20 protein-coding genes and 1 riboswitch are annotated in these 18,308 nt (G+C 55.1%); of the genes, 8 read left to right on the top strand and 12 right to left on the bottom strand.

The features are described from left to right. The 12 genes from J4645_RS08735 to pduF form a co-directional block, all read right to left on the bottom strand. Window positions 1-792, bottom strand: coding sequence for a cobalt-precorrin-6A reductase (locus J4645_RS08735; protein WP_023214776.1), 792 nt, complete (start codon window positions 790-792; stop codon window positions 1-3). Further along, window positions 789-1,514, bottom strand: a complete 726-nt coding sequence (locus J4645_RS08740; RefSeq protein ID WP_000953637.1) for a precorrin-3B C(17)-methyltransferase — start codon at window positions 1,512-1,514, stop codon at window positions 789-791. The genes J4645_RS08735 and J4645_RS08740 overlap by 4 nt, the downstream gene beginning before the upstream one ends. Further along, window positions 1,514-2,569, bottom strand: coding sequence for a cobalt-precorrin 5A hydrolase (gene cbiG / locus J4645_RS08745; protein ID WP_023214777.1), 1,056 nt, complete (start codon window positions 2,567-2,569; stop codon window positions 1,514-1,516). Before cbiG ends, J4645_RS08740 begins: the two co-directional genes overlap by 1 nt. Next, entirely contained in the window at window positions 2,550-3,323 is a 774-nt protein-coding gene (locus J4645_RS08750) for a cobalt-precorrin-4 methyltransferase (RefSeq protein WP_000004871.1), read from the bottom strand. Before J4645_RS08750 ends, cbiG begins: the two co-directional genes overlap by 20 nt. Then, a complete protein-coding gene (locus J4645_RS08755) occupies window positions 3,307-3,885 on the bottom strand; it encodes a decarboxylating cobalt-precorrin-6B (C(15))-methyltransferase (RefSeq protein ID WP_000650985.1) in 579 nt (192 codons plus the stop codon). The genes J4645_RS08750 and J4645_RS08755 overlap by 17 nt, the downstream gene beginning before the upstream one ends. Then, on the bottom strand, window positions 3,875-4,480 hold the full coding sequence (locus J4645_RS08760) for a cobalt-precorrin-7 (C(5))-methyltransferase (RefSeq protein WP_000958841.1): 606 nt from the start codon (window positions 4,478-4,480) through the stop codon (window positions 3,875-3,877). Before J4645_RS08760 ends, J4645_RS08755 begins: the two co-directional genes overlap by 11 nt. Next, window positions 4,474-5,613, bottom strand: coding sequence for a cobalt-precorrin-5B (C(1))-methyltransferase CbiD (gene cbiD / locus J4645_RS08765; RefSeq protein ID WP_023214778.1), 1,140 nt, complete (start codon window positions 5,611-5,613; stop codon window positions 4,474-4,476). The genes J4645_RS08760 and cbiD overlap by 7 nt, the downstream gene beginning before the upstream one ends. Beyond that, window positions 5,613-6,245 carry a cobalt-precorrin-8 methylmutase gene (locus J4645_RS08770; RefSeq protein ID WP_023214779.1) on the bottom strand — a complete coding sequence of 211 codons (633 nt, stop codon included), beginning with the start codon at window positions 6,243-6,245 and terminating at the stop codon, window positions 5,613-5,615. Before J4645_RS08770 ends, cbiD begins: the two co-directional genes overlap by 1 nt. Before the next feature lie 10 nt (window positions 6,246-6,255). Continuing rightward, the gene (gene cbiB, locus J4645_RS08775) at window positions 6,256-7,215 is read right to left on the bottom strand and encodes an adenosylcobinamide-phosphate synthase CbiB (RefSeq protein ID WP_023214780.1); all 960 of its coding nucleotides are present in this window, start codon (window positions 7,213-7,215) and stop codon (window positions 6,256-6,258) included. Next, window positions 7,212-8,591: a cobyrinate a,c-diamide synthase gene (locus tag J4645_RS08780; RefSeq protein WP_023214781.1), complete on the bottom strand. Its 1,380-nt coding sequence runs from the start codon at window positions 8,589-8,591 to the stop codon at window positions 7,212-7,214. Before J4645_RS08780 ends, cbiB begins: the two co-directional genes overlap by 4 nt. Window positions 8,592-8,687: 96 nt before the next feature. Further along, window positions 8,688-8,863: riboswitch (cobalamin riboswitch) on the bottom strand. A gap of 325 nt (window positions 8,864-9,188) precedes the next feature. Further along, a complete protein-coding gene (gene pocR, locus J4645_RS08785; protein ID WP_000622323.1) occupies window positions 9,189-10,100 on the bottom strand; it encodes a regulatory protein PocR in 912 nt (303 codons plus the stop codon). 216 nt (window positions 10,101-10,316) lie between these two features. Next, window positions 10,317-11,111, bottom strand: coding sequence for a propanediol diffusion facilitator PduF (gene pduF, locus J4645_RS08790; RefSeq protein ID WP_001000023.1), 795 nt, complete (start codon window positions 11,109-11,111; stop codon window positions 10,317-10,319). Window positions 11,112-11,635: 524 nt separating this feature from the next. Here pduF and pduA point away from each other — a divergent pair. The 8 genes from pduA to pduJ all read left to right on the top strand — a co-directional run bounded on the left by pduA (window position 11,636) and on the right by pduJ (window position 18,307). Next, window positions 11,636-11,920: a propanediol utilization microcompartment protein PduA gene (gene pduA / locus J4645_RS08795; protein ID WP_001183618.1), complete on the top strand. Its 285-nt coding sequence runs from the start codon at window positions 11,636-11,638 to the stop codon at window positions 11,918-11,920. Next, the gene (gene pduB / locus J4645_RS08800; RefSeq protein ID WP_000097492.1) at window positions 11,917-12,729 is read left to right on the top strand and encodes a propanediol utilization microcompartment protein PduB; all 813 of its coding nucleotides are present in this window, start codon (window positions 11,917-11,919) and stop codon (window positions 12,727-12,729) included. The genes pduA and pduB overlap by 4 nt, the downstream gene beginning before the upstream one ends. 18 nt (window positions 12,730-12,747) lie before the next feature. Next, window positions 12,748-14,412, top strand: coding sequence for a propanediol dehydratase large subunit PduC (pduC, locus tag J4645_RS08805; RefSeq protein ID WP_001256896.1), 1,665 nt, complete (start codon window positions 12,748-12,750; stop codon window positions 14,410-14,412). Between the two features lie 10 nt (window positions 14,413-14,422). Beyond that, entirely contained in the window at window positions 14,423-15,097 is a 675-nt protein-coding gene (gene pduD / locus J4645_RS08810; protein WP_000405048.1) for a propanediol dehydratase medium subunit PduD, read from the top strand. A 14-nt stretch (window positions 15,098-15,111) separates the two neighbouring features. Then, a complete protein-coding gene (gene pduE, locus J4645_RS08815) occupies window positions 15,112-15,633 on the top strand; it encodes a propanediol dehydratase small subunit PduE (RefSeq protein WP_001090597.1) in 522 nt (173 codons plus the stop codon). A 206-nt stretch (window positions 15,634-15,839) separates the two neighbouring features. Beyond that, window positions 15,840-17,672, top strand: a complete 1,833-nt coding sequence (pduG, locus tag J4645_RS08820; protein WP_023214782.1) for a propanediol dehydratase reactivase alpha subunit PduG — start codon at window positions 15,840-15,842, stop codon at window positions 17,670-17,672. After that, window positions 17,662-18,012 carry a propanediol dehydratase reactivase beta subunit PduH gene (gene pduH / locus J4645_RS08825; RefSeq protein WP_023214783.1) on the top strand — a complete coding sequence of 117 codons (351 nt, stop codon included), beginning with the start codon at window positions 17,662-17,664 and terminating at the stop codon, window positions 18,010-18,012. The genes pduG and pduH overlap by 11 nt, the downstream gene beginning before the upstream one ends. A gap of 19 nt (window positions 18,013-18,031) precedes the next feature. Then, entirely contained in the window at window positions 18,032-18,307 is a 276-nt protein-coding gene (gene pduJ / locus J4645_RS08830) for a propanediol utilization microcompartment protein PduJ (protein WP_001057755.1), read from the top strand. The last annotated feature ends 1 nt before the right edge of the window (window position 18,308 follow it).

Below are 18,308 nucleotides of genomic sequence, written 5' to 3' on the forward strand. Positions count from 1 at the left end.
TTACTCCTTAGCTGCGGCCAGCCAGCGCGATAAACGCTGCGCAAAGGCGGCCTGGCTTTCCAGTAACTCATCACCCGTCACAAGTGGCGTCGGGCGCGCAATAACGATGCAGGGAATGCCCGCATCCAGACAGGGCTGAACTTTTTCCTGATATCCCCCCTCCGCGCCGGACGCTTTGGTAATGACCACGTCGGCCCGGCACTGGTGGTAAAACGCGGCGTTAAAATCAGCGCTGAACGGCCCACACAATGCGAAAATTTCTCCAACGCCGAACCCCAGTTCGCTGCAGCGTTGAATCACCTCCGCCACGGGCAGTACGCGCGCCAGCAACGTTTTTTCCGCCAGCCCGGCACGCCAGACGGCCAGATCTTTACTGCCGGTCGTCAGTAACACGCGCGAACCAAAACGCCTCGCTATCTCGCAGGCATCGGCAATACTGCGCGCCGTATAGAGAAGCGGATGCGTCAGATTGCTAAGCTGCTCCGGACGCTGATAACGACTTAACAACACGCCTGCCGTTTCACAGGCGCGAAGGAGGTTATGGCTGACCATTTCTGCATAAGGATGCGATGCATCTATTACCCAGCGAGTACGGTTTTCTTTTAGCCAGGCGACCATCTGCCCGTACTCCAGACGACCACAGCGCACCTGTCCTTTAATGTCGCCAGCCAGCGCTTTTCCGGCTGGCGTCGCCACGGATAAGGTGTATGCGACGTTCGCCGCATCCAGTTGTCGGCATAACGCGCGCGCATCGCTGGTGCCGCCCACCACCAGCACATCTCCCTCATTCACAGCGTGTAACCTCGCGGCGTTATCATCAGCCCATCCTGAACATAGGTCGTTTTATTACCAACAATGACCAGACTGGTCATATCTACCGGTTCAAAATCCATATCGCCGAGCGTAGTCAGCCATTTTTCCTCTTTCTTACGTCCGGCGGATTTCACCACGCCAACCGGCGTTTGCGCGCTTTTACTGGCGGCAAGCAGGTCAAACGCGCGCGCCAGATGCCCTTCGCGCCCGCGGCTGCGCGGGTTGTAAAAACAGATAACAAAGTCTGCCTCTCCGGCGGCAACGATGCGCTTTTCAATTACCGGCCACGGGGTCAGCAGGTCGCTGAGGCTGATATGGCAGAAGTCATGCATCAGCGGCGCGCCCAGTAAAGAGGCGGCGGCGATGCTGGCGGTCATGCCAGGAATGAGCCGCACCTCGACGTCCAGTTTTTGCTTGCCGACCAGTTCCAGCACCAGACCCGCCATGCCGTAAATTCCCGCATCCCCGCTGCTGATGAGCGCGACGTTATGCCCGGCCTGCGCCAGTTCAATAGCCGCCTGGCAGCGTTCAATTTCCTTACACATGCCGGTCTTGATCACCTGTTTATCGCCGGTAAATGCTTTAACCAGATGGGTATAGGTTTTGTAGCCCACGACGATTTCCGCCGCCTGAAGCGCCTCAATCGCCTCCATCGTCATCATTGCCTGCGAACCGGGGCCAATACCAATTACGCTCAACATCAGTGTGCAACTCCTAAAGTAATAGTGACGCCCTGTTCTCGCAGGGTCTCGCCTAACAATTGTCCCTGGCTTAATAACCACGCAGCCGGGCCGGATACGCTGCCAACGCCCACCGTTTTTCTGACGAAGCCAGAACCGGGAAAATGGTGTTCGAATTCGCGCAACGCTTCGGCGGTAAAGGTTTTAAAAGGCACGCGGCAGCAGGAGGCGAGCTGAATAAGCCCCGGCTCCCCTTTTTTGAGCGTGACGCTGCCAATCGCTTTTAACGCCAGCGGATCGAGTTTCTGCGCTTCAAGCTGGCGCGCCAGTAATGTCGCTAACAGGGGAAATGGCGTATTGCGGCGACAGCCAATTCCCGCCACCACACGCTGGGGCACCAGTTTCCAGTGCAGTACGGGAAGCTCAGGGAGGTCATTACGCAAAGAGACGCAGATAAGCGCATCCAGCTCAGGCAACCGCTGCAAATCATCAACAGGGATAAAACCGCGAATATCACACTGGCCGATCTCTTCCGTTAGTTCGGCATCCCACCATAACCCTACACGTTGATGACTGACCAACATCTGGTTAACGGTTTTTACCGCCGTTCGAAGATCGGACATGCGGGCGTTAAGCTGGAAAGCTAAGGTGTCCAACGCGGACATCTCATTGACATCCGTTGCCGTGGTAATCACCGGATCGGCGCCTAACATTCCTGCCAGGTAGCGCGTCAAGGCATTGGCCCCGCCCGCATGACCGGAAAGCAGGCTAATGACATGCTGACCACGTTCATCAATGACGACCACCGCCGGATCGCTGAACTTGTCGTTCACTAACGGCGCCAGGACACGAACGGCAATGCCGGTCGCGCCGATAAAAATAAGCGCGGTATAAGTGGTAAAAGCCTGCCGGGCGGTATTAGCGAATCCGCCATCGAAGGGAATAAATCCCTCTTCCCGCAGTTTTTCACTGGTAAAGCAGGTTAACGGCAGCATCGCGGCGAGTCTCTTTGCCAGCGCCACGCCGCCGGGCGTCAGGCAAAACAACGCAATGGATTCAGGCTTTACGGTATTCATGGCTAAAGTCCGCTGCATAAAGTCTTGAGTAGTGATACTCCTTACCCAGAAAATTCCCGACCAGGATTAGCGCCGTCTTACGGATGCCAGCATCACGTACTTTGTCGCTAATATCCGCTAACGTGCCGCGAACGGTCTGGCTTTCCGGCCAGGTAGCCTTATAGATGACCACGACAGGCGTAGTTGCCGGATAACCGCCGGCAATGAGACGTTCCGCCACCCGGTGAATACGCTGAACGGAAAGATAAATCGCCATCGACGTCTGGTGACTGGCGAACGCCTCCAGTTGTTCGCGCGCCGGTACTGGCGTACGCCCTTCCAGACGGGTAATAATGAGACTCTGCGATACCTCCGGTACGGTATATTCCACACCCAGCTCCGCCGCAGCGCCGAGAAACGCGCTGACGCCAGGCACTACCTGCCAGTCGATACCACGGCGGGTTAACTCTTCGCCTTGCTCACGCACGGAGCCGTACAGCGAGACATCGCCCGTTTGCAACCGCACCACCGTTTTTCCCGCTTTCACGCCCGCGGCCATCAGCTCGATAATCTGCTCAAGATGCAGTTCGGCGCTGTCGTAGCGTTCTGCCTGCGCGGGGCAGTAATCCAGCAGTTCGGTATTGATCAGCGAACCGGCATAGATAACTACCTGCGCCTGTTGCAGCAGGCGGTAGCCTTTAAGCGTGATCAGCTCGCGATCGCCCGGCCCGGCGCCGACGAACCATACACAGCGTGGATCAAATGTCTCTGACATGGTTTTCTTCCTTCTGACAGGCGATAACAAAAACAGGATTGTTCGGTTTGAAATAGTGTCCCGCCCCCAGCGGCGTTAACGATGAAAGCTGAAGCTGTACACAGTCCATTCGACATGCGCCGATGTGCGCAAGATGCGCCAGCGCGCTATGAAGGTTTTCCTGCAAGATAAAGGTCATCACCAGACGGCCACCGGGATGCAGATGGCCCATCGCCCAGTCAATCAGCGCCGTCAGATGCCCGCCGCTGCCGCCCATAAACACCGCATCGGCTTTCCCGGTTATGGTCATTGGCGCTTCGCCGGGGAGAATATCGATATTGCCGCAGGCAAAGCGCTGACGATTCTCATCAAGCAGCCGTAGCGCGGCAGGATTACGCTCGATAGCCGTCACCTGCAACGAAGGAAATTGCAGCGCCGCTTCAATTGAGACGCTTCCCGTTCCCGCCCCGACGTCAATCAGGTGACTGGCGCGGTGGAGCTCAAGTTTCGACAGCGCCAGCGCCCGTACCGCCTCTTTGGTCATTGGCACATTCTCGCCGCGCAGAAAAAGCTCATCTTTCATCCAGGATCACCACTGCATTCATTTCATAGTCGGCGTTGACCGCACTGACGGGTAGCCAGTGGATCCGCTCATTTTCCATCGCCAGATTTTCACCAATCACCATCAAGCGATGCCCTTTACCGCGCGCGACCAGTTCCCGCGCGATTTCTCGCGGCCCGCAGCGGGCATCCGTGACCATCGCCACTTTGCGATGGTTCGCTAACTGCTCGAAGCTGACGCAACGACCGTGGCTACTGGTCAACCACATGTCATTCATATCAATTCCAGCCTGTGCGCACAGATACTGTACGGCGCTGATGCCAGGGATAATGCGAACCTGTTCGATACCAAAATGCGCCACCAGGCGTGTACCGATGCCATAAAACAGCGGATCGCCGGAGGCCAGCACCACGATCCCTTTATCCCAACGGGCGGCAATCCAGGACAACAACGCGCCAATATCCGCGCCCAGCGTAAATCGTTCGCCGCCAAACGCCGGAAACTGCGCCAAATGGCGTTTACCGCCTGCCAGCGCATCGGCGTGGTCTATCGCTTCCAGCGCCGCAGGCGTCATCAAATGCCGTCCAGCGGGCCCCATACCCACGACCGTTAGCATTGCAGCTCCTTAGCAATCTCGTCGACGGGACGATTACTGCCGAGAATATGGTTATCAAAAGAAAACAGGATGGCGTCGCAGACAGGCGGCGTTTTGGTAAAACGCAGCATCTGCATGACTCGCAAACAAATACGCCTGGAAAGATGGTTATAGATATGCCCGAAGCCATATGCTTCAATGTGCTCCATTGCCGCTTCGGTGGTATCGCAATCGCTGACCAGGGTGAGTAACTCCAGCGGCGCGCCCAGTAAAGCTAAATGCGCGACCAGCGTTTCCATGCGCGCATCGGCAATATGGCTATGGGTATGAAAGATCCCGGCGGCGATTTTGATCAATTTTCCAGGATGCCCCACCAGCACTATCTGGCAAAATCCCAGCCGTACCGCCTCTTCAATCATGTAGCCGACAAAATTGCTCATGGTGACGACCGTCTGTGTGTCGACGCCCATTTGTTCGCGAACAAACCGTTCGCCGTGGTTGCCCGGCACGAGTATCACCCGCGTTAATCCTGACGCCCGTTTGATCTCCAGTTCCAGCGATAGCGAGCGTTTCCAGCTTTCTTCCGACATCGGCGTCACAATGCCGGTAGTGCCAATAATGGAAATGCCGCCAAGAATGCCAAGCCGCGAGTTATACGTTTTTTGCGCCCGCGCTTCGCCTTCCGGGGCAAAAATCTCCACATCGGCCCCACGCGCCGGGCCTATCGCTTCGCGCACCGCTGACTCAATGGTATGGCGCGGCGTACGATTGATGGCGGCACTCCCGAGCGGCAGCCCAACCCCTTTACGCGTTACCGTACCAATACCTTCGCCGCCAGTGAGCGTAATCTCACCGCTGTCGTTGAGCGTAACGCGGGCAAAAATCAGCATTCCGTGCGTGGCATCCACATCATCGCCGCCATCTTTACGAATTGCGGCTATCGCCTGCTGGCCTTCAATGTGCGGCGACTCCACGTTCAGGCATAGCGTGACGCCCGACGGCGTGACGATGGAGACCTGATGAATCAGATGTTGACGCAATACCATCAGCGCGGCGACTTTTGCCGCCGCCGTCGCGCAGGAACCGGTGGTATATCCTTTACGTAACGCTTTACCGTGGTGCCAGACCGGCGCGTCAAAAGAAAGCTCGCTCATCAGGCCTCCCGGAGGTGATAGAGCAGCGCATTGACGATAGCGGCAGCCACGTTACTGCCGCCTTTACGCCCTAACGCGGCAACCGCGGGGAAATGGCTATGGGTGAGTGCCTCTTTGGACTCCGCCGCGCCGACAAAGCCTACCGGTACGCCCACCACGCCGCTCACCGTCACGTTATGTTCAAGCAAACGGAACAGGGCCGTCGGCGCATTACCGAAAACAAAGAGCTTGTTTTTCTCCTCCTCGGCGATAGCGATATCGACGGCGGCCATTGAACGGGTAATCCCCTGCATTTTTGCGGCGCGCACCACGCGCGGATCGCTGATATAACAGCGACACTCGCCGCCAAACGTCGCCAGTAATCTTTTATTAATGCCGGACAGCGCCATCGTGGTATCGGTATAAATAATGCACGGTTGGCGTAGCGCATCACAAAGCTGCTCCAGCGCATCGGCAGAGAACCACAAAATGTCCAGCCAGTCGAAATCGGCGGTGGTATGAATAACCCGCTTGATAATGGCCTCATGGAGCGGACTGGCGAAACGGTAATCAGGACGCGTTTCGCGAATAATGTCGCTAATAATGGTGAAACTGTTGGCCTCAATGGTTTGGGGCTGCTGGATATAATGCATACTGTCGTCCTCAGGCCACGCCAGATAACCCGCACCGCGCTACAATAAACAGCGCCAGCGCCAGGGTTGAAGCGACCCACATCAATCGAATCGTTCGGGAAATATCGTCCACGGAAATATCGCGCTGCGCGTCGCCGATCCAGGGCTTGTCCACACGCTCGCCAAAGTAGTTATTTGGGCCGCCGAGCTGGATACCTAAGGCGCCGGCCACACACGCTTCCGACCAGGCGCAATTTGGGCTACTGTGGTTATAACGGTCACGCCAGCCAATACGCAGCGCCCGCCAACCACTCAGGCGACACAGTCCTGCCGCAATGCCCAGCAACAGCCAGCTCAGGCGGGCGGGAAGATAGTTCGCTACGTCGTCCATACGGGCGCTGACCATACCAATCGCCCAGTATTTTTCATGTTTGTAGCCCACCATTGAATCCAGGGTATTGACGGCTTTGTAGGCCATCGCCAGCGGCGCGCCGCCGAGAAAGAGGAAAAAGAGCGGCGCGATAATGCCGTCAACGGTGTTTTCTGCAACCGTTTCCACCACGGCGCGATTGATCTGCGCTGGCTGAAGTTGCGACGTATCGCGCCCGACGATCCAGGAGAGTTTTATTCGGCTTTCCGCAAGGTCGTTCTCCCGCAACGGTCGCTCAACCTCTTGCGCGGCGCGGGCCAGAGAGCGTCCGGCCAGCGTGGTAAAGATCATCCAGACTTCGACGCTCCAGCCAAACCAGGGGTGAATCCGCTGCGCCAGCGCCAGTACGCCCCATGCCACGCCCCAGGTCGCCCCGACAACCACAACCCACATTACGCCGCCGCCAATCCGCAGCGCTTTATCGCCGGGACAATAGCGACGCACAATACGCTGCACAAACGTGATTAAACGGCCTATCCAGCGTACCGGATGGGGCCAGTGTTGAGGGTCGCCGATGATAAAATCCAGCACCCAGGCGATACACCAGGCAAGGATCGTCATAATATGCGCCTCGCCGCCGCCAGCCAGTGCTGCAACATTTCCGGACGCTGGGCGAAATGGACGTGCAGATAGCTGGCAAACGTGTTGCCTGTCTGCCAGCCGCCGGTCCATTCCTGTAACACGCGACCATCGCGAACCTTACGACAGGCCATAACGGCGGGTGTTTCGGGGATAAAATCTGAGTAGTGAAATTCATGGCCGCGCACTATCTCGCCAGGCACCGCCAATAGCGTTGGCTGCATAGCCTGCGCCTCACAATAACCAAAGCGGGTAAGTCGCTTACCCATTTTGCTGTGACCGGGGATAATATTCGCCATCTGATGAATTTCCCCGCCGCTATCCTCCAGAGTGCTCCCCAAATACATCAGACCACCACACTCCGCGTAAATCGCCACGCCGCGCTGATGCGCCACCCGCAAATGTTTTAACATCGCCGTATTTGCCGCCAGCTCTGCGGCGTATAATTCAGGATATCCACCGCCCAGCCAGATCATCTGACAATCAGGCAATGCGCGGTCATGCAGTGGGCTAAAACGCACAATGTTAACGCCGGCACGCTCCAGCAAATCGATGTTATCGGGGTAATAAAAGTTAAAGGCCTCATCATCAGCCAGAGCAAGCGTCAGCCCTGCCCCCGCTGTTTTACCAGGGCGTTCAGGCCACATTCCCGCCGGAAGCGCTGATAACACGCTCAGCGAGAGTAACGCATCCACATCCACTGTTTGTTCCAGCGTGGCGGCAAAATCATGCCATGATTGCTGATGGACGAGGGATTCTCTGGCAGTAATCAACCCCAGGTGGCGTTCAGGTAATGCGACGCCGTCGCAAGGAGGGACATACCCCAGTACCGGCAGTGAGCAATAATGTTCAATGGCATTTTTGAGGAGCTGATAGTGGGCGTCGCTAGTGACGCGATTCACAATCACGCCCGCGAGGTTGAGGGTCGGGTCGAAGTGCTGAAATCCCATAACGGTAGCCGCAAGCGACGTTGAAACAGCCTTGCCGTCCACCAGTAGGATGACCGGGCAACCAAGCTGTTTGGCCATCGCGACTGTGCTGCAGTAATTGGGGTCGACGCCATAGCCGTCATACAGCCCCATGACGCCTTCAATGACAGCGATATCCGCCTGCCGCATTTGTTCGCAAAATAAGGCGTTGAGAACAGGAGGAGGAAGCATGAAACTGTCAAGATTACGGGACGCCACGCCACAGATAGCGGTATGCCAGCCGGTATCAAGGTAATCTGGCCCAACTTTAAACGGCTGTACGCGCAGCGCGCGTTTTTGCAGCAGCCTCAACAAACCAAGCGTCACCGTGGTTTTGCCGCAACCGCTTCCTGTGCCTGCAAGAATAAATGCGTGATGCCTTGCCGCCATTACCCTGATCCTGTTCAGGGTGGTAGGGGTATACAGGTACGCGCATGTTCAGTCTTTCGACTGTACGCGTCTTCGCAACCCACTTCCCACCGAAGTTGTTGGTTATCACCGACAGGCAGGTCTTCTGGCTTAGCGTCCTCCTCGCCCGTCCTTCCCAATCTTGCGATCAGTGGTCTTTACGGGGTCGTCAGCATCACAGCAGCGGGGGCTGCGGGGGATTTTCACCCCCTTCCCTACCACAAATGTGGCAAACCTGTTGGTTTACGTTATGGCTGTACGGCACACCCATAACGGTAATTAATAATGTGTTACGTTTTACATTTCTGTGAGCAATAGCCTGAGCGGTTGCTCATCTGACGTTAATCTACTCATCCTTACCGGTATATTGACGATAAAACGTGTCGACAAAGCGTAATAAAAGTTATCTTTCCTGACACTGTACTTCATCACAAAAATAAAAACTGGTGCAGTTTATGCCCTAAATTTTATTATTTTGTTGCGCTATGACAATTTATTGTTACACCAGATAAATTTTCTTTCTGAAATGATTAAGATACAAAACACTATCAAAAATCGGCAATAGCAAAATATTGCTATTCATAACGATGGAGGATGAGAATTCTCATTTATCTGCTGGCGATAAGCCTGCGGCGTAACCTGATAGGTCTGGCGGAAGACTTTACAAAAATAGCTGGTTTGCGAAAAGCCTAAATTACGCGCAATACTGGCAATACTCCAGTCACTATGGCAAAGCAATTCTCTGGCGCTAACCATTCTCTGGCGGTTCACCCACGCATTAAATCCGATTCCCTGATATTTCTTGAATAGCTTACTGAAGTAATAGGGGCTGAGATAGACATGTGAGGCGACATCCTCAAGACGAAGATCGTCGGACAAATGCGCATCAATATAGCGAAGCGCTTTTTTCATTTTACTGTCATGCGGAGTGGGACCACGAGCGGCTTTATTTGCCTCCGATTGCTGCGGATTGTCTTTGATAACCACGAAATTGAGCTGTTTTTTCAGGCAATTCTCAACAATCAGTTTAAGGAGATCGGCGGAAGCGATAACGCGTGAATAGTCCATCTCTGGCACATTCCGAAATTCATTCAAGAGCTCAGGGTCAGCCTGCCAGCGATCGTCGACATTAAGAATGTTTACCAGCTCCACGTCATTACTTAAACGAACCTGCCCGCATAAAACAAAGCCAACTAAATGCCCTGCGATTACCAGCGGAATAGAAAAATCCGTTAGACCGGCATGACAACGATAAATACAGGGTTGATCGGACTTCGATGCCTCCAGTCCCCCGCAGCGATCGCTCATACGACAACGTGTACTATGCTGGGGATGCTGCCGCATCAACTGACAAAACGGCGTGAAATTGAATAGCTCAGATATTTCATCACCATGAATATTGACAACCACAACCGCCAGACCGGTGGCTTGTGCAAAATCCTGTGCGATTTTATTAATGAGTTCTGAGTTCAGAGCGCTCGCAGAAATCATGATAAAACCCCTCAGTTAATTTATTGTTATAAACAAAACACATTATTTACATTCACTTTTTATTAGCATTATCCTGGCCCTGATAAAAAGTACAATGACAATATCAAAAGTCTCCCATTGCTGGGAGACGTTTTGATCAGTTCGTGAAAGCAGATCACGAAATTATCTCACCTGTTTTTACGATACATCATTGCTGTGAATCTGGTTCGCATTTTCTTACAGTTCACAGCGGTTACAAGGTAAATTCTTACCAATAAAATAGCGATATATGGCTGCTCCGGCACAGGCGCCGATAACAGGCGCGACAATCGGCACGATAAAATAAGGGATCTCTCGCCCACCGCTCATCGCCATGTTCCCCCACCCCGCTAACCATGTGAACAGTTTGGGACCGAAATCACGCGCCGGGTTCATTGCAAAACCGGTAAGGGGTCCAGTAGACGCGCCGATAACGGCAACCAATATCCCAATAAGCAAAGGCGCAAGCGGCCCTTTAGGAATGCCATTGCCATCATCCGTCAATGCCATGATCATGCCCATCAGAATCGACGTAATGACCACTTCCACCAACGCAGCCTGCCATACATTTAGCGCTGCGGCCGGATAGGTACTGAAAATGCTGGCTAATTGCAAACTTTCGACGCTACCGCGCACCATATGATGCGCAGTCTCAAATTCAGTAAAAAGGCTACTATAAAGCACATACGCCAGCAGAGCGCCGCCAAAAGCGCCGGCAAACTGGGCAATAATATAAGGCAATACTTTCTGTTTGGGAAAGCAGGCAAACAGCCACAGCGCAATCGTCACCGCAGGGTTAAGATGTCCGCCGGAGATCCCGGCCGTAAGGTAAACGGCCAGTGAAATTCCAAGCCCCCAAATAATGCAAATCTCCCATAATCCGAGGCTGGCGCCTGCGACTTTGAGCGCACTCAAACAACCGATACCAAAAAACAAAAAGAGTCCGGTGCCTAAAAATTCCGCACCACATTGCGCCTTTAGAGAATCATTCATGTGACACCTTCTGAGCAAAGTTCGTGTCCTGGCCAGCGCAAGTTTCGGCTGGCAGTAGAGTACAGCTAACCTCACTATAAAAAGTGCCGCCTGTAAATTGTTGGCAACCTGCGGACCTGTCTCCCGGAAAAATCGTGTTGCGATAGCAAAATTTTGCTTTTCCGATATTTTTATCAGCCCATCACACGGGAAATTTGAGCTATAAAATACGCCTGTGGAAATAATAAAATATTGCACAAGCCAACTTATCAATTTCGAATAAGCATCACATTTTGCGTCTTTCGCCATATCAAATAAAAATACTCTCGTCACTAACAAAAATGTAAAAATGAAATAATAAAAACAAAATAATCATATAGACAATAATAAATTAAATGTAATTTATCAATAAGTTATAAAAATAAAAGGCAATTTAATCATATTGCTTTCCCATTATTTTCTGATGTTCAATAGCAAGTCAGCCATTCTTTTTCCTCGCATCTTCTTATAGTCCCCACTATCGGAACACTCCATGCGAGGTCTTTATGCAACAAGAAGCACTAGGAATGGTAGAAACCAAAGGCTTAACCGCAGCCATAGAGGCCGCTGATGCAATGGTTAAGTCAGCCAATGTGATGTTAGTGGGCTATGAAAAGATTGGCTCCGGGCTGGTAACCGTCATCGTGCGCGGCGATGTTGGCGCGGTCAAAGCGGCCACCGATGCAGGTGCCGCAGCCGCACGCAACGTGGGTGAAGTGAAAGCCGTACACGTCATCCCACGCCCTCACACCGATGTAGAAAAAATCTTACCGAAGGGAATTAGCCAATGAGCAGCAATGAGCTGGTGGAACAGATCATGGCACAGGTGATTGCCCGTGTGGCAACGCCGGAACAACAGGCCATCCCTGGTCAACCCCAACCTATACGAGAGACGGCTATGGCAGAAAAAAGCTGCAGTTTAACGGAATTTGTCGGGACCGCCATTGGCGATACCCTGGGCCTGGTTATCGCCAACGTCGATGCCGCCCTGCTGGACGCGATGAAGCTTGAGAAGCGCTATCGTTCCATCGGTATTCTCGGCGCCCGCACTGGCGCAGGCCCGCACATTATGGCGGCGGACGAAGCGGTGAAAGCCACCAACACCGAAGTGGTCAGCATTGAGCTGCCGCGCGATACCAAAGGCGGCGCGGGCCACGGTTCGCTGATTATTTTAGGCGGTAACGACGTGTCCGACGTCAAGCGCGGTATCGAAGTCGCGCTGAAAGAGCTGGACCGCACCTTCGGCGATGTTTACGGCAACGAAGCCGGGCATATCGAGCTGCAGTACACCGCTCGCGCCAGCTACGCCCTGGAAAAAGCGTTCGGCGCGCCGATTGGCCGTGCCTGCGGCGTCATCGTCGGCGCTCCGGCTTCCGTCGGCGTACTGATGGCCGATACCGCCCTGAAGTCAGCCAACGTTGAAGTCGTGGCGTACAGCTCTCCGGCGCACGGCACCAGCTTTAGTAACGAAGCCATTCTGGTGATTTCCGGCGACTCCGGCGCGGTCCGTCAGGCGGTGACCTCCGCCCGCGAAATCGGCAAAACCGTCCTTGCGACCCTCGGTTCTGAACCGAAAAACGATCGCCCGTCCTACATCTGATACCCACGAGGCTGATTCATGAGATCGAAAAGATTTGAAGCACTGGCGAAACGCCCTGTGAATCAGGACGGCTTTGTTAAGGAGTGGATCGAAGAAGGCTTTATCGCAATGGAAAGCCCGAACGACCCGAAACCGTCGATTAAAATCGTTAACGGCGCGGTGACCGAGCTGGACGGAAAACCGGTTAGCGAATTCGACCTGATCGACCACTTTATCGCCCGCTACGGCATCAACCTGAACCGCGCCGAAGAAGTGATGGCGATGGATTCGGTCAAGCTTGCCAATATGCTGTGCGATCCTAACGTCAAGCGCAGCGAAATCGTTCCGCTGACCACCGCCATGACCCCGGCGAAAATTGTTGAAGTGGTTTCGCATATGAACGTGGTTGAGATGATGATGGCGATGCAGAAAATGCGCGCCCGCCGCACGCCATCTCAGCAAGCGCACGTCACCAACGTCAAGGATAACCCGGTGCAAATTGCCGCCGATGCCGCCGAAGGCGCATGGCGCGGGTTTGACGAACAAGAAACCACGGTTGCGGTAGCACGCTACGCGCCGTTCAACGCCATCGCGCTGTTGGTCGGTTCTCAGGTTGGTCGTCCGGGCGTACTGACGCAGTGCTCCCTGGAAGAAGCCACCGAGCTTAAGCTCGGCATGCTGGGCCACACCTGCTACGCCGAAACCATCTCCGTTTACGGCACCGAGCCGGTCTTCACCGACGGTGACGATACACCATGGTCGAAGGGCTTCTTAGCCTCTTCCTACGCCTCTCGCGGCCTGAAAATGCGCTTCACCTCCGGCTCCGGCTCAGAAGTGCAGATGGGCTACGCCGAAGGCAAATCCATGCTGTATCTGGAAGCGCGCTGCATCTATATCACCAAAGCGGCTGGCGTTCAGGGTCTGCAAAACGGCTCCGTAAGCTGCATCGGCGTACCGTCTGCCGTGCCGTCAGGCATTCGTGCCGTGCTGGCGGAAAACCTGATCTGCTCGTCGCTGGATCTGGAATGCGCCTCCAGTAACGACCAGACCTTCACCCACTCCGATATGCGTCGTACCGCGCGCCTGCTGATGCAGTTCCTGCCGGGTACCGACTTTATCTCCTCTGGTTATTCCGCGGTGCCGAACTACGACAACATGTTCGCCGGTTCCAACGAAGATGCGGAAGACTTTGACGACTACAACGTTATCCAGCGTGACCTGAAAGTGGACGGCGGTCTGCGCCCGGTTCGCGAAGAGGACGTTATCGCCATCCGTAACAAAGCCGCCCGCGCGCTGCAGGCCGTGTTTGCCGGAATGGGACTACCGCCGATTACCGATGAAGAAGTTGAAGCCGCGACCTATGCCCACGGTTCGAAAGATATGCCGGAGCGTAACATCGTCGAAGACATCAAGTTCGCCCAGGAAATCATCAATAAAAACCGCAACGGTCTGGAAGTCGTTAAAGCGCTGGCGCAGGGCGGGTTTACCGACGTGGCCCAGGACATGCTCAACATCCAGAAAGCCAAGCTAACCGGCGACTATTTGCACACCTCCGCCATTATCGTCGGCGACGGACAAGTGCTCTCTGCGGTTAATGACGTCAATGACTATGCCGGTCCGGCAACAGGTTATCGCCTGCAGGGAGAACGCTGGGAAGAGATTAAAAACATCCCTGGCGCTCTTGATCCCAACGAGATTGATTAAGGGGTGAGAAATGGAAATTAATGAAAAATTGCTGCGCCAGATAATTGAAGACGTGCTCCGCGATATGAAGGGCAGCGATAAACCCGTCTCGTTTAATGCGCCTGCGGCATCCACAGCACCACAGACCGCTGCGCCTGCGGGCGACGGCTTTCTGACCGAAGTGGGCGAAGCGCGCCAGGGCACTCAGCAGGACGAAGTCATTATCGCCGTCGGCCCGGCATTTGGCCTGGCGCAAACCGTCAATATCGTCGGCTTACCGCATAAGAGCATTCTGCGCGAAGTCATTGCCGGTATTGAAGAAGAAGGCATCAAGGCGCGCGTGATTCGCTGCTTTAAATCTTCCGACGTGGCGTTCGTCGCCGTTGAAGGTAACCGCCTGAGCGGCTCCGGCATCTCCATCGGCATCCAGTCGAAAGGTACTACGGTTATCCACCAGCAGGGGCTACCGCCGCTCTCCAACCTGGAGCTGTTCCCGCAGGCACCGCTGCTGACGCTGGAAACCTACCGTCAGATTGGTAAAAACGCCGCCCGTTATGCGAAACGCGAATCACCGCAGCCGGTTCCTACGCTTAATGACCAGATGGCACGCCCGAAGTACCAGGCAAAGTCGGCCATTTTGCACATTAAAGAGACCAAGTACGTCGTGACGGGCAAAAACCCGCAGGAACTGCGCGTGGCGCTTTGATAAAGGATAACTCCATGAATACCGACGCAATTGAATCGATGGTCCGGGACGTATTGAGCCGCATGAACAGCCTGCAGGGCGATGCGCCAGCAGCGGCTCCTGCGGCAGGCGGCACGTCCCGCAGCGCAAAGGTCAGCGACTACCCGCTGGCGAACAAGCACCCGGAATGGGTGAAAACCGCCACCAATAAAACGCTGGACGACTTTACGCTGGAAAACGTGCTGAGCAATAAAGTCACCGCTCAGGATATGCGTATTACCCCGGAAACCCTGCGCTTACAGGCGTCTATCGCCAAAGATGCGGGCCGCGACCGGCTGGCGATGAACTTCGAACGCGCCGCCGAACTGACCGCGGTACCGGACGATCGCATTCTTGAAATCTACAACGCCCTTCGTCCGTATCGTTCAACGAAAGAAGAGCTGCTCGCTATCGCCGACGATCTCGAAAACCGTTATCAGGCAAAGATTTGCGCAGCTTTCGTTCGTGAAGCGGCAGGGCTGTACGTTGAGCGTAAAAAACTCAAAGGCGACGATTAGCTTTCTCTAAGTAATTCGAGATGCATTGAGGCGGCAAGTGAGTGACAAATTCGTCTGGAACGAATTTGAACAGCCATAGGCTGGCTTTAGTGAGGGACAGGGATGTCCCTCATAACCCCGATGAGCTTACTGTAGTAAGTGATTCGGGTGAAAGAACGCAGCCAACAAAAAGGCAGTTTGAAGTACGACGAGAAAAAGGATATACGATGCGATATATAGCTGGCATTGACATCGGTAACTCATCAACGGAAGTCGCGCTGGCGCGGCAAGATGAGACTGGCGCGCTGGCAATCACCCACAGCGCGCTGGCGGAAACGACCGGGATCAAAGGCACGTTGCGTAACGTGTTCGGCATTCAGGAAGCGCTCGCCCTCGTCGCAAAGCGCGCGGGGATCAATGTCAGCGATATTTCGCTCATCCGCATTAACGAAGCCACGCCGGTGATTGGCGATGTGGCGATGGAAACCATTACCGAAACCATCATCACCGAATCGACAATGATCGGCCATAACCCAAAAACGCCGGGGGGAGTAGGCCTTGGTGTGGGTATCACGATTACGCCGGAGGAGCTGTTAACCCGCCCTGCGGACTCGTCCTATATTCTGGTGGTATCGTCAGCCTTTGATTTTGCCGATATCGCCAATGTTATCAACGCCTCAATGCGCGCCGGATACCAGATTACCGGCGTCATTTTGCAGCGCGACGATGGCGTACTGGTCAGCAACCGGCTGGAAAAATCGCTGCCGATCGTTGACGAAGTTCTGTACATCGACCGCATTCCGCTGGGAATGCTGGCGGCGATTGAAGTCGCCGTGCCGGGAAAGGTTATCGAAACCCTCTCTAACCCTTACGGCATCGCCACCGTATTTAATCTCAACGCCGATGAGACGAAAAACATCGTTCCGATGGCGCGCGCGCTGATTGGCAACCGTTCCGCCGTGGTGGTTAAAACGCCATCCGGCGACGTCAAAGCGCGCGCAATACCCGCCGGTAACCTGGAGCTGCAGGCTCAGGGTCGTACCGTGCGCGTGGATGTTGCCGCCGGTGCCGAAGCTATCATGAAAGCGGTCGACGGCTGCGGCAAACTCGACAACGTCACCGGCGAGGCCGGAACCAATATCGGCGGCATGCTGGAGCACGTGCGCCAGACCATGGCCGAGCTAACCAATAAGCCCAGCAGCGAGATTTTCATTCAGGATCTTCTGGCCGTTGACACCTCGGTTCCGGTGAGCGTCACCGGCGGTCTGGCCGGGGAGTTCTCGCTGGAGCAGGCCGTCGGCATCGCCTCGATGGTGAAATCAGACCGTCTGCAAATGGCGATGATTGCCCGCGAAATCGAACAGAAGCTCAATATCGACGTGCAGATCGGCGGCGCTGAGGCTGAAGCCGCCATTCTGGGCGCGCTGACCACGCCGGGTACCACCCGACCGCTGGCGATCCTCGACCTCGGCGCGGGCTCCACCGATGCCTCCATCATCAACCCTAAAGGCGAAATCATCGCCACCCATCTCGCCGGGGCAGGCGACATGGTCACGATGATTATTGCCCGCGAACTGGGGCTGGAAGACCGCTATCTGGCGGAAGAGATCAAAAAATACCCGCTGGCTAAGGTCGAAAGCCTGTTCCACTTACGCCACGAGGACGGCAGCGTCCAGTTCTTCCCGACGCCGCTGCCTCCCGCCGTGTTCGCCCGCGTCTGCGTGGTGAAACCGGACGAACTGGTGCCGCTTCCCGGCGACTTAGTGCTGGAAAAAGTGCGCGCCATTCGCCGCAGCGCCAAAGAGCGCGTCTTTGTCACCAACGCCCTGCGCGCGCTGCGTCAGGTCAGTCCAACCGGCAACATTCGCGATATTCCGTTCGTGGTGCTGGTCGGCGGCTCGTCGCTGGATTTCGAAGTTCCGCAGCTGGTCACCGATGCGCTGGCGCACTACCGCCTGGTCGCCGGGCGAGGAAATATTCGCGGCAGCGAAGGCCCAAGAAACGCGGTAGCCACCGGCCTGATTCTCTCCTGGCATAAGGAGTTTGCACATGGACAGTAATCACAGCGCCCCGGCCATCGTCATTACCGTTATCAGCGACTGCGCCAGCCTTTGGCACGAAGTGCTGCTGGGCATTGAAGAGGAAGGCATCCCTTTCCTGCTTCAGCGTCACCCGGCTGGAGATGTCGTTGACAGCGCCTGGCAGGCGGCGCGCAGCTCGCCGCTGCTGGTTGGCATTGCCTGCGATCGACACTCGCTGGTCGTGCATTACAAGAATTTACCCGCATCGGCGCCGCTTTTTACGCTGATGCATCATCAGGACAGTCAGGCCCAACGCAACACCGGTAATAACGCGGCACGGCTGGTCAAAGGGATCCCTTTCCGGGATCTGAATAGCTAAGCAACAGGAGAACTGCAGTATGAATAACGCACTGGGACTGGTTGAAACAAAAGGGCTGGTCGGCGCCATTGAAGCCGCCGATGCAATGGTTAAATCCGCCAACGTACAGCTGGTGGGCTACGAAAAAATTGGTTCTGGCCTGGTTACCGTCATGGTTCGCGGCGATGTCGGCGCGGTTAAAGCAGCCGTAGATGCAGGCAGCGCGGCGGCAAGCGTCGTGGGTGAAGTGAAATCCTGCCACGTTATCCCGCGTCCGCACAGCGATGTTGAGGCCATTTTACCGAAATCAGCCTAAT

The organism is Salmonella sp. 32082101201600294FB01SM01 (assembly GCF_017572865.1).
In the GTDB taxonomy this organism is placed as follows: Bacteria; Pseudomonadota; Gammaproteobacteria; order Enterobacterales; family Enterobacteriaceae; genus Salmonella; species Salmonella enterica.

What these genes read in the sequence shown, in the direction of transcription:
- J4645_RS08740 (WP_000953637.1), bottom strand. Translation starts at nt 1,514, where the DNA reads ATGTTGAGCGTAATTGGTATTGGCCCCGGTTCGCAGGCAATGATGACG.
- cbiG (WP_023214777.1), bottom strand. Translation starts at nt 2,569, where the DNA reads ATGAATACCGTAAAGCCTGAATCCATTGCGTTGTTTTGCCTGACGCCC.
- J4645_RS08750 (WP_000004871.1), bottom strand. Translation starts at nt 3,323, where the DNA reads ATGTCAGAGACATTTGATCCACGCTGTGTATGGTTCGTCGGCGCCGGG.
- J4645_RS08755 (WP_000650985.1), bottom strand. Translation starts at nt 3,885, where the DNA reads ATGAAAGATGAGCTTTTTCTGCGCGGCGAGAATGTGCCAATGACCAAA.
- J4645_RS08760 (WP_000958841.1), bottom strand. Translation starts at nt 4,480, where the DNA reads ATGCTAACGGTCGTGGGTATGGGGCCCGCTGGACGGCATTTGATGACG.
- cbiD (WP_023214778.1), bottom strand. Translation starts at nt 5,613, where the DNA reads ATGAGCGAGCTTTCTTTTGACGCGCCGGTCTGGCACCACGGTAAAGCG.
- J4645_RS08770 (WP_023214779.1), bottom strand. Translation starts at nt 6,245, where the DNA reads ATGCATTATATCCAGCAGCCCCAAACCATTGAGGCCAACAGTTTCACC.
- cbiB (WP_023214780.1), bottom strand. Translation starts at nt 7,215, where the DNA reads ATGACGATCCTTGCCTGGTGTATCGCCTGGGTGCTGGATTTTATCATC.
- J4645_RS08780 (WP_023214781.1), bottom strand. Translation starts at nt 8,591, where the DNA reads ATGGCGGCAAGGCATCACGCATTTATTCTTGCAGGCACAGGAAGCGGT.
- pocR (WP_000622323.1), bottom strand. Translation starts at nt 10,100, where the DNA reads ATGATTTCTGCGAGCGCTCTGAACTCAGAACTCATTAATAAAATCGCA.
- pduF (WP_001000023.1), bottom strand. Translation starts at nt 11,111, where the DNA reads ATGAATGATTCTCTAAAGGCGCAATGTGGTGCGGAATTTTTAGGCACC.
- pduA (WP_001183618.1), top strand. Translation starts at nt 11,636, where the DNA reads ATGCAACAAGAAGCACTAGGAATGGTAGAAACCAAAGGCTTAACCGCA.
- pduB (WP_000097492.1), top strand. Translation starts at nt 11,917, where the DNA reads ATGAGCAGCAATGAGCTGGTGGAACAGATCATGGCACAGGTGATTGCC.
- pduC (WP_001256896.1), top strand. Translation starts at nt 12,748, where the DNA reads ATGAGATCGAAAAGATTTGAAGCACTGGCGAAACGCCCTGTGAATCAG.
- pduD (WP_000405048.1), top strand. Translation starts at nt 14,423, where the DNA reads ATGGAAATTAATGAAAAATTGCTGCGCCAGATAATTGAAGACGTGCTC.
- pduE (WP_001090597.1), top strand. Translation starts at nt 15,112, where the DNA reads ATGAATACCGACGCAATTGAATCGATGGTCCGGGACGTATTGAGCCGC.
- pduG (WP_023214782.1), top strand. Translation starts at nt 15,840, where the DNA reads ATGCGATATATAGCTGGCATTGACATCGGTAACTCATCAACGGAAGTC.
- pduH (WP_023214783.1), top strand. Translation starts at nt 17,662, where the DNA reads ATGGACAGTAATCACAGCGCCCCGGCCATCGTCATTACCGTTATCAGC.
- pduJ (WP_001057755.1), top strand. Translation starts at nt 18,032, where the DNA reads ATGAATAACGCACTGGGACTGGTTGAAACAAAAGGGCTGGTCGGCGCC.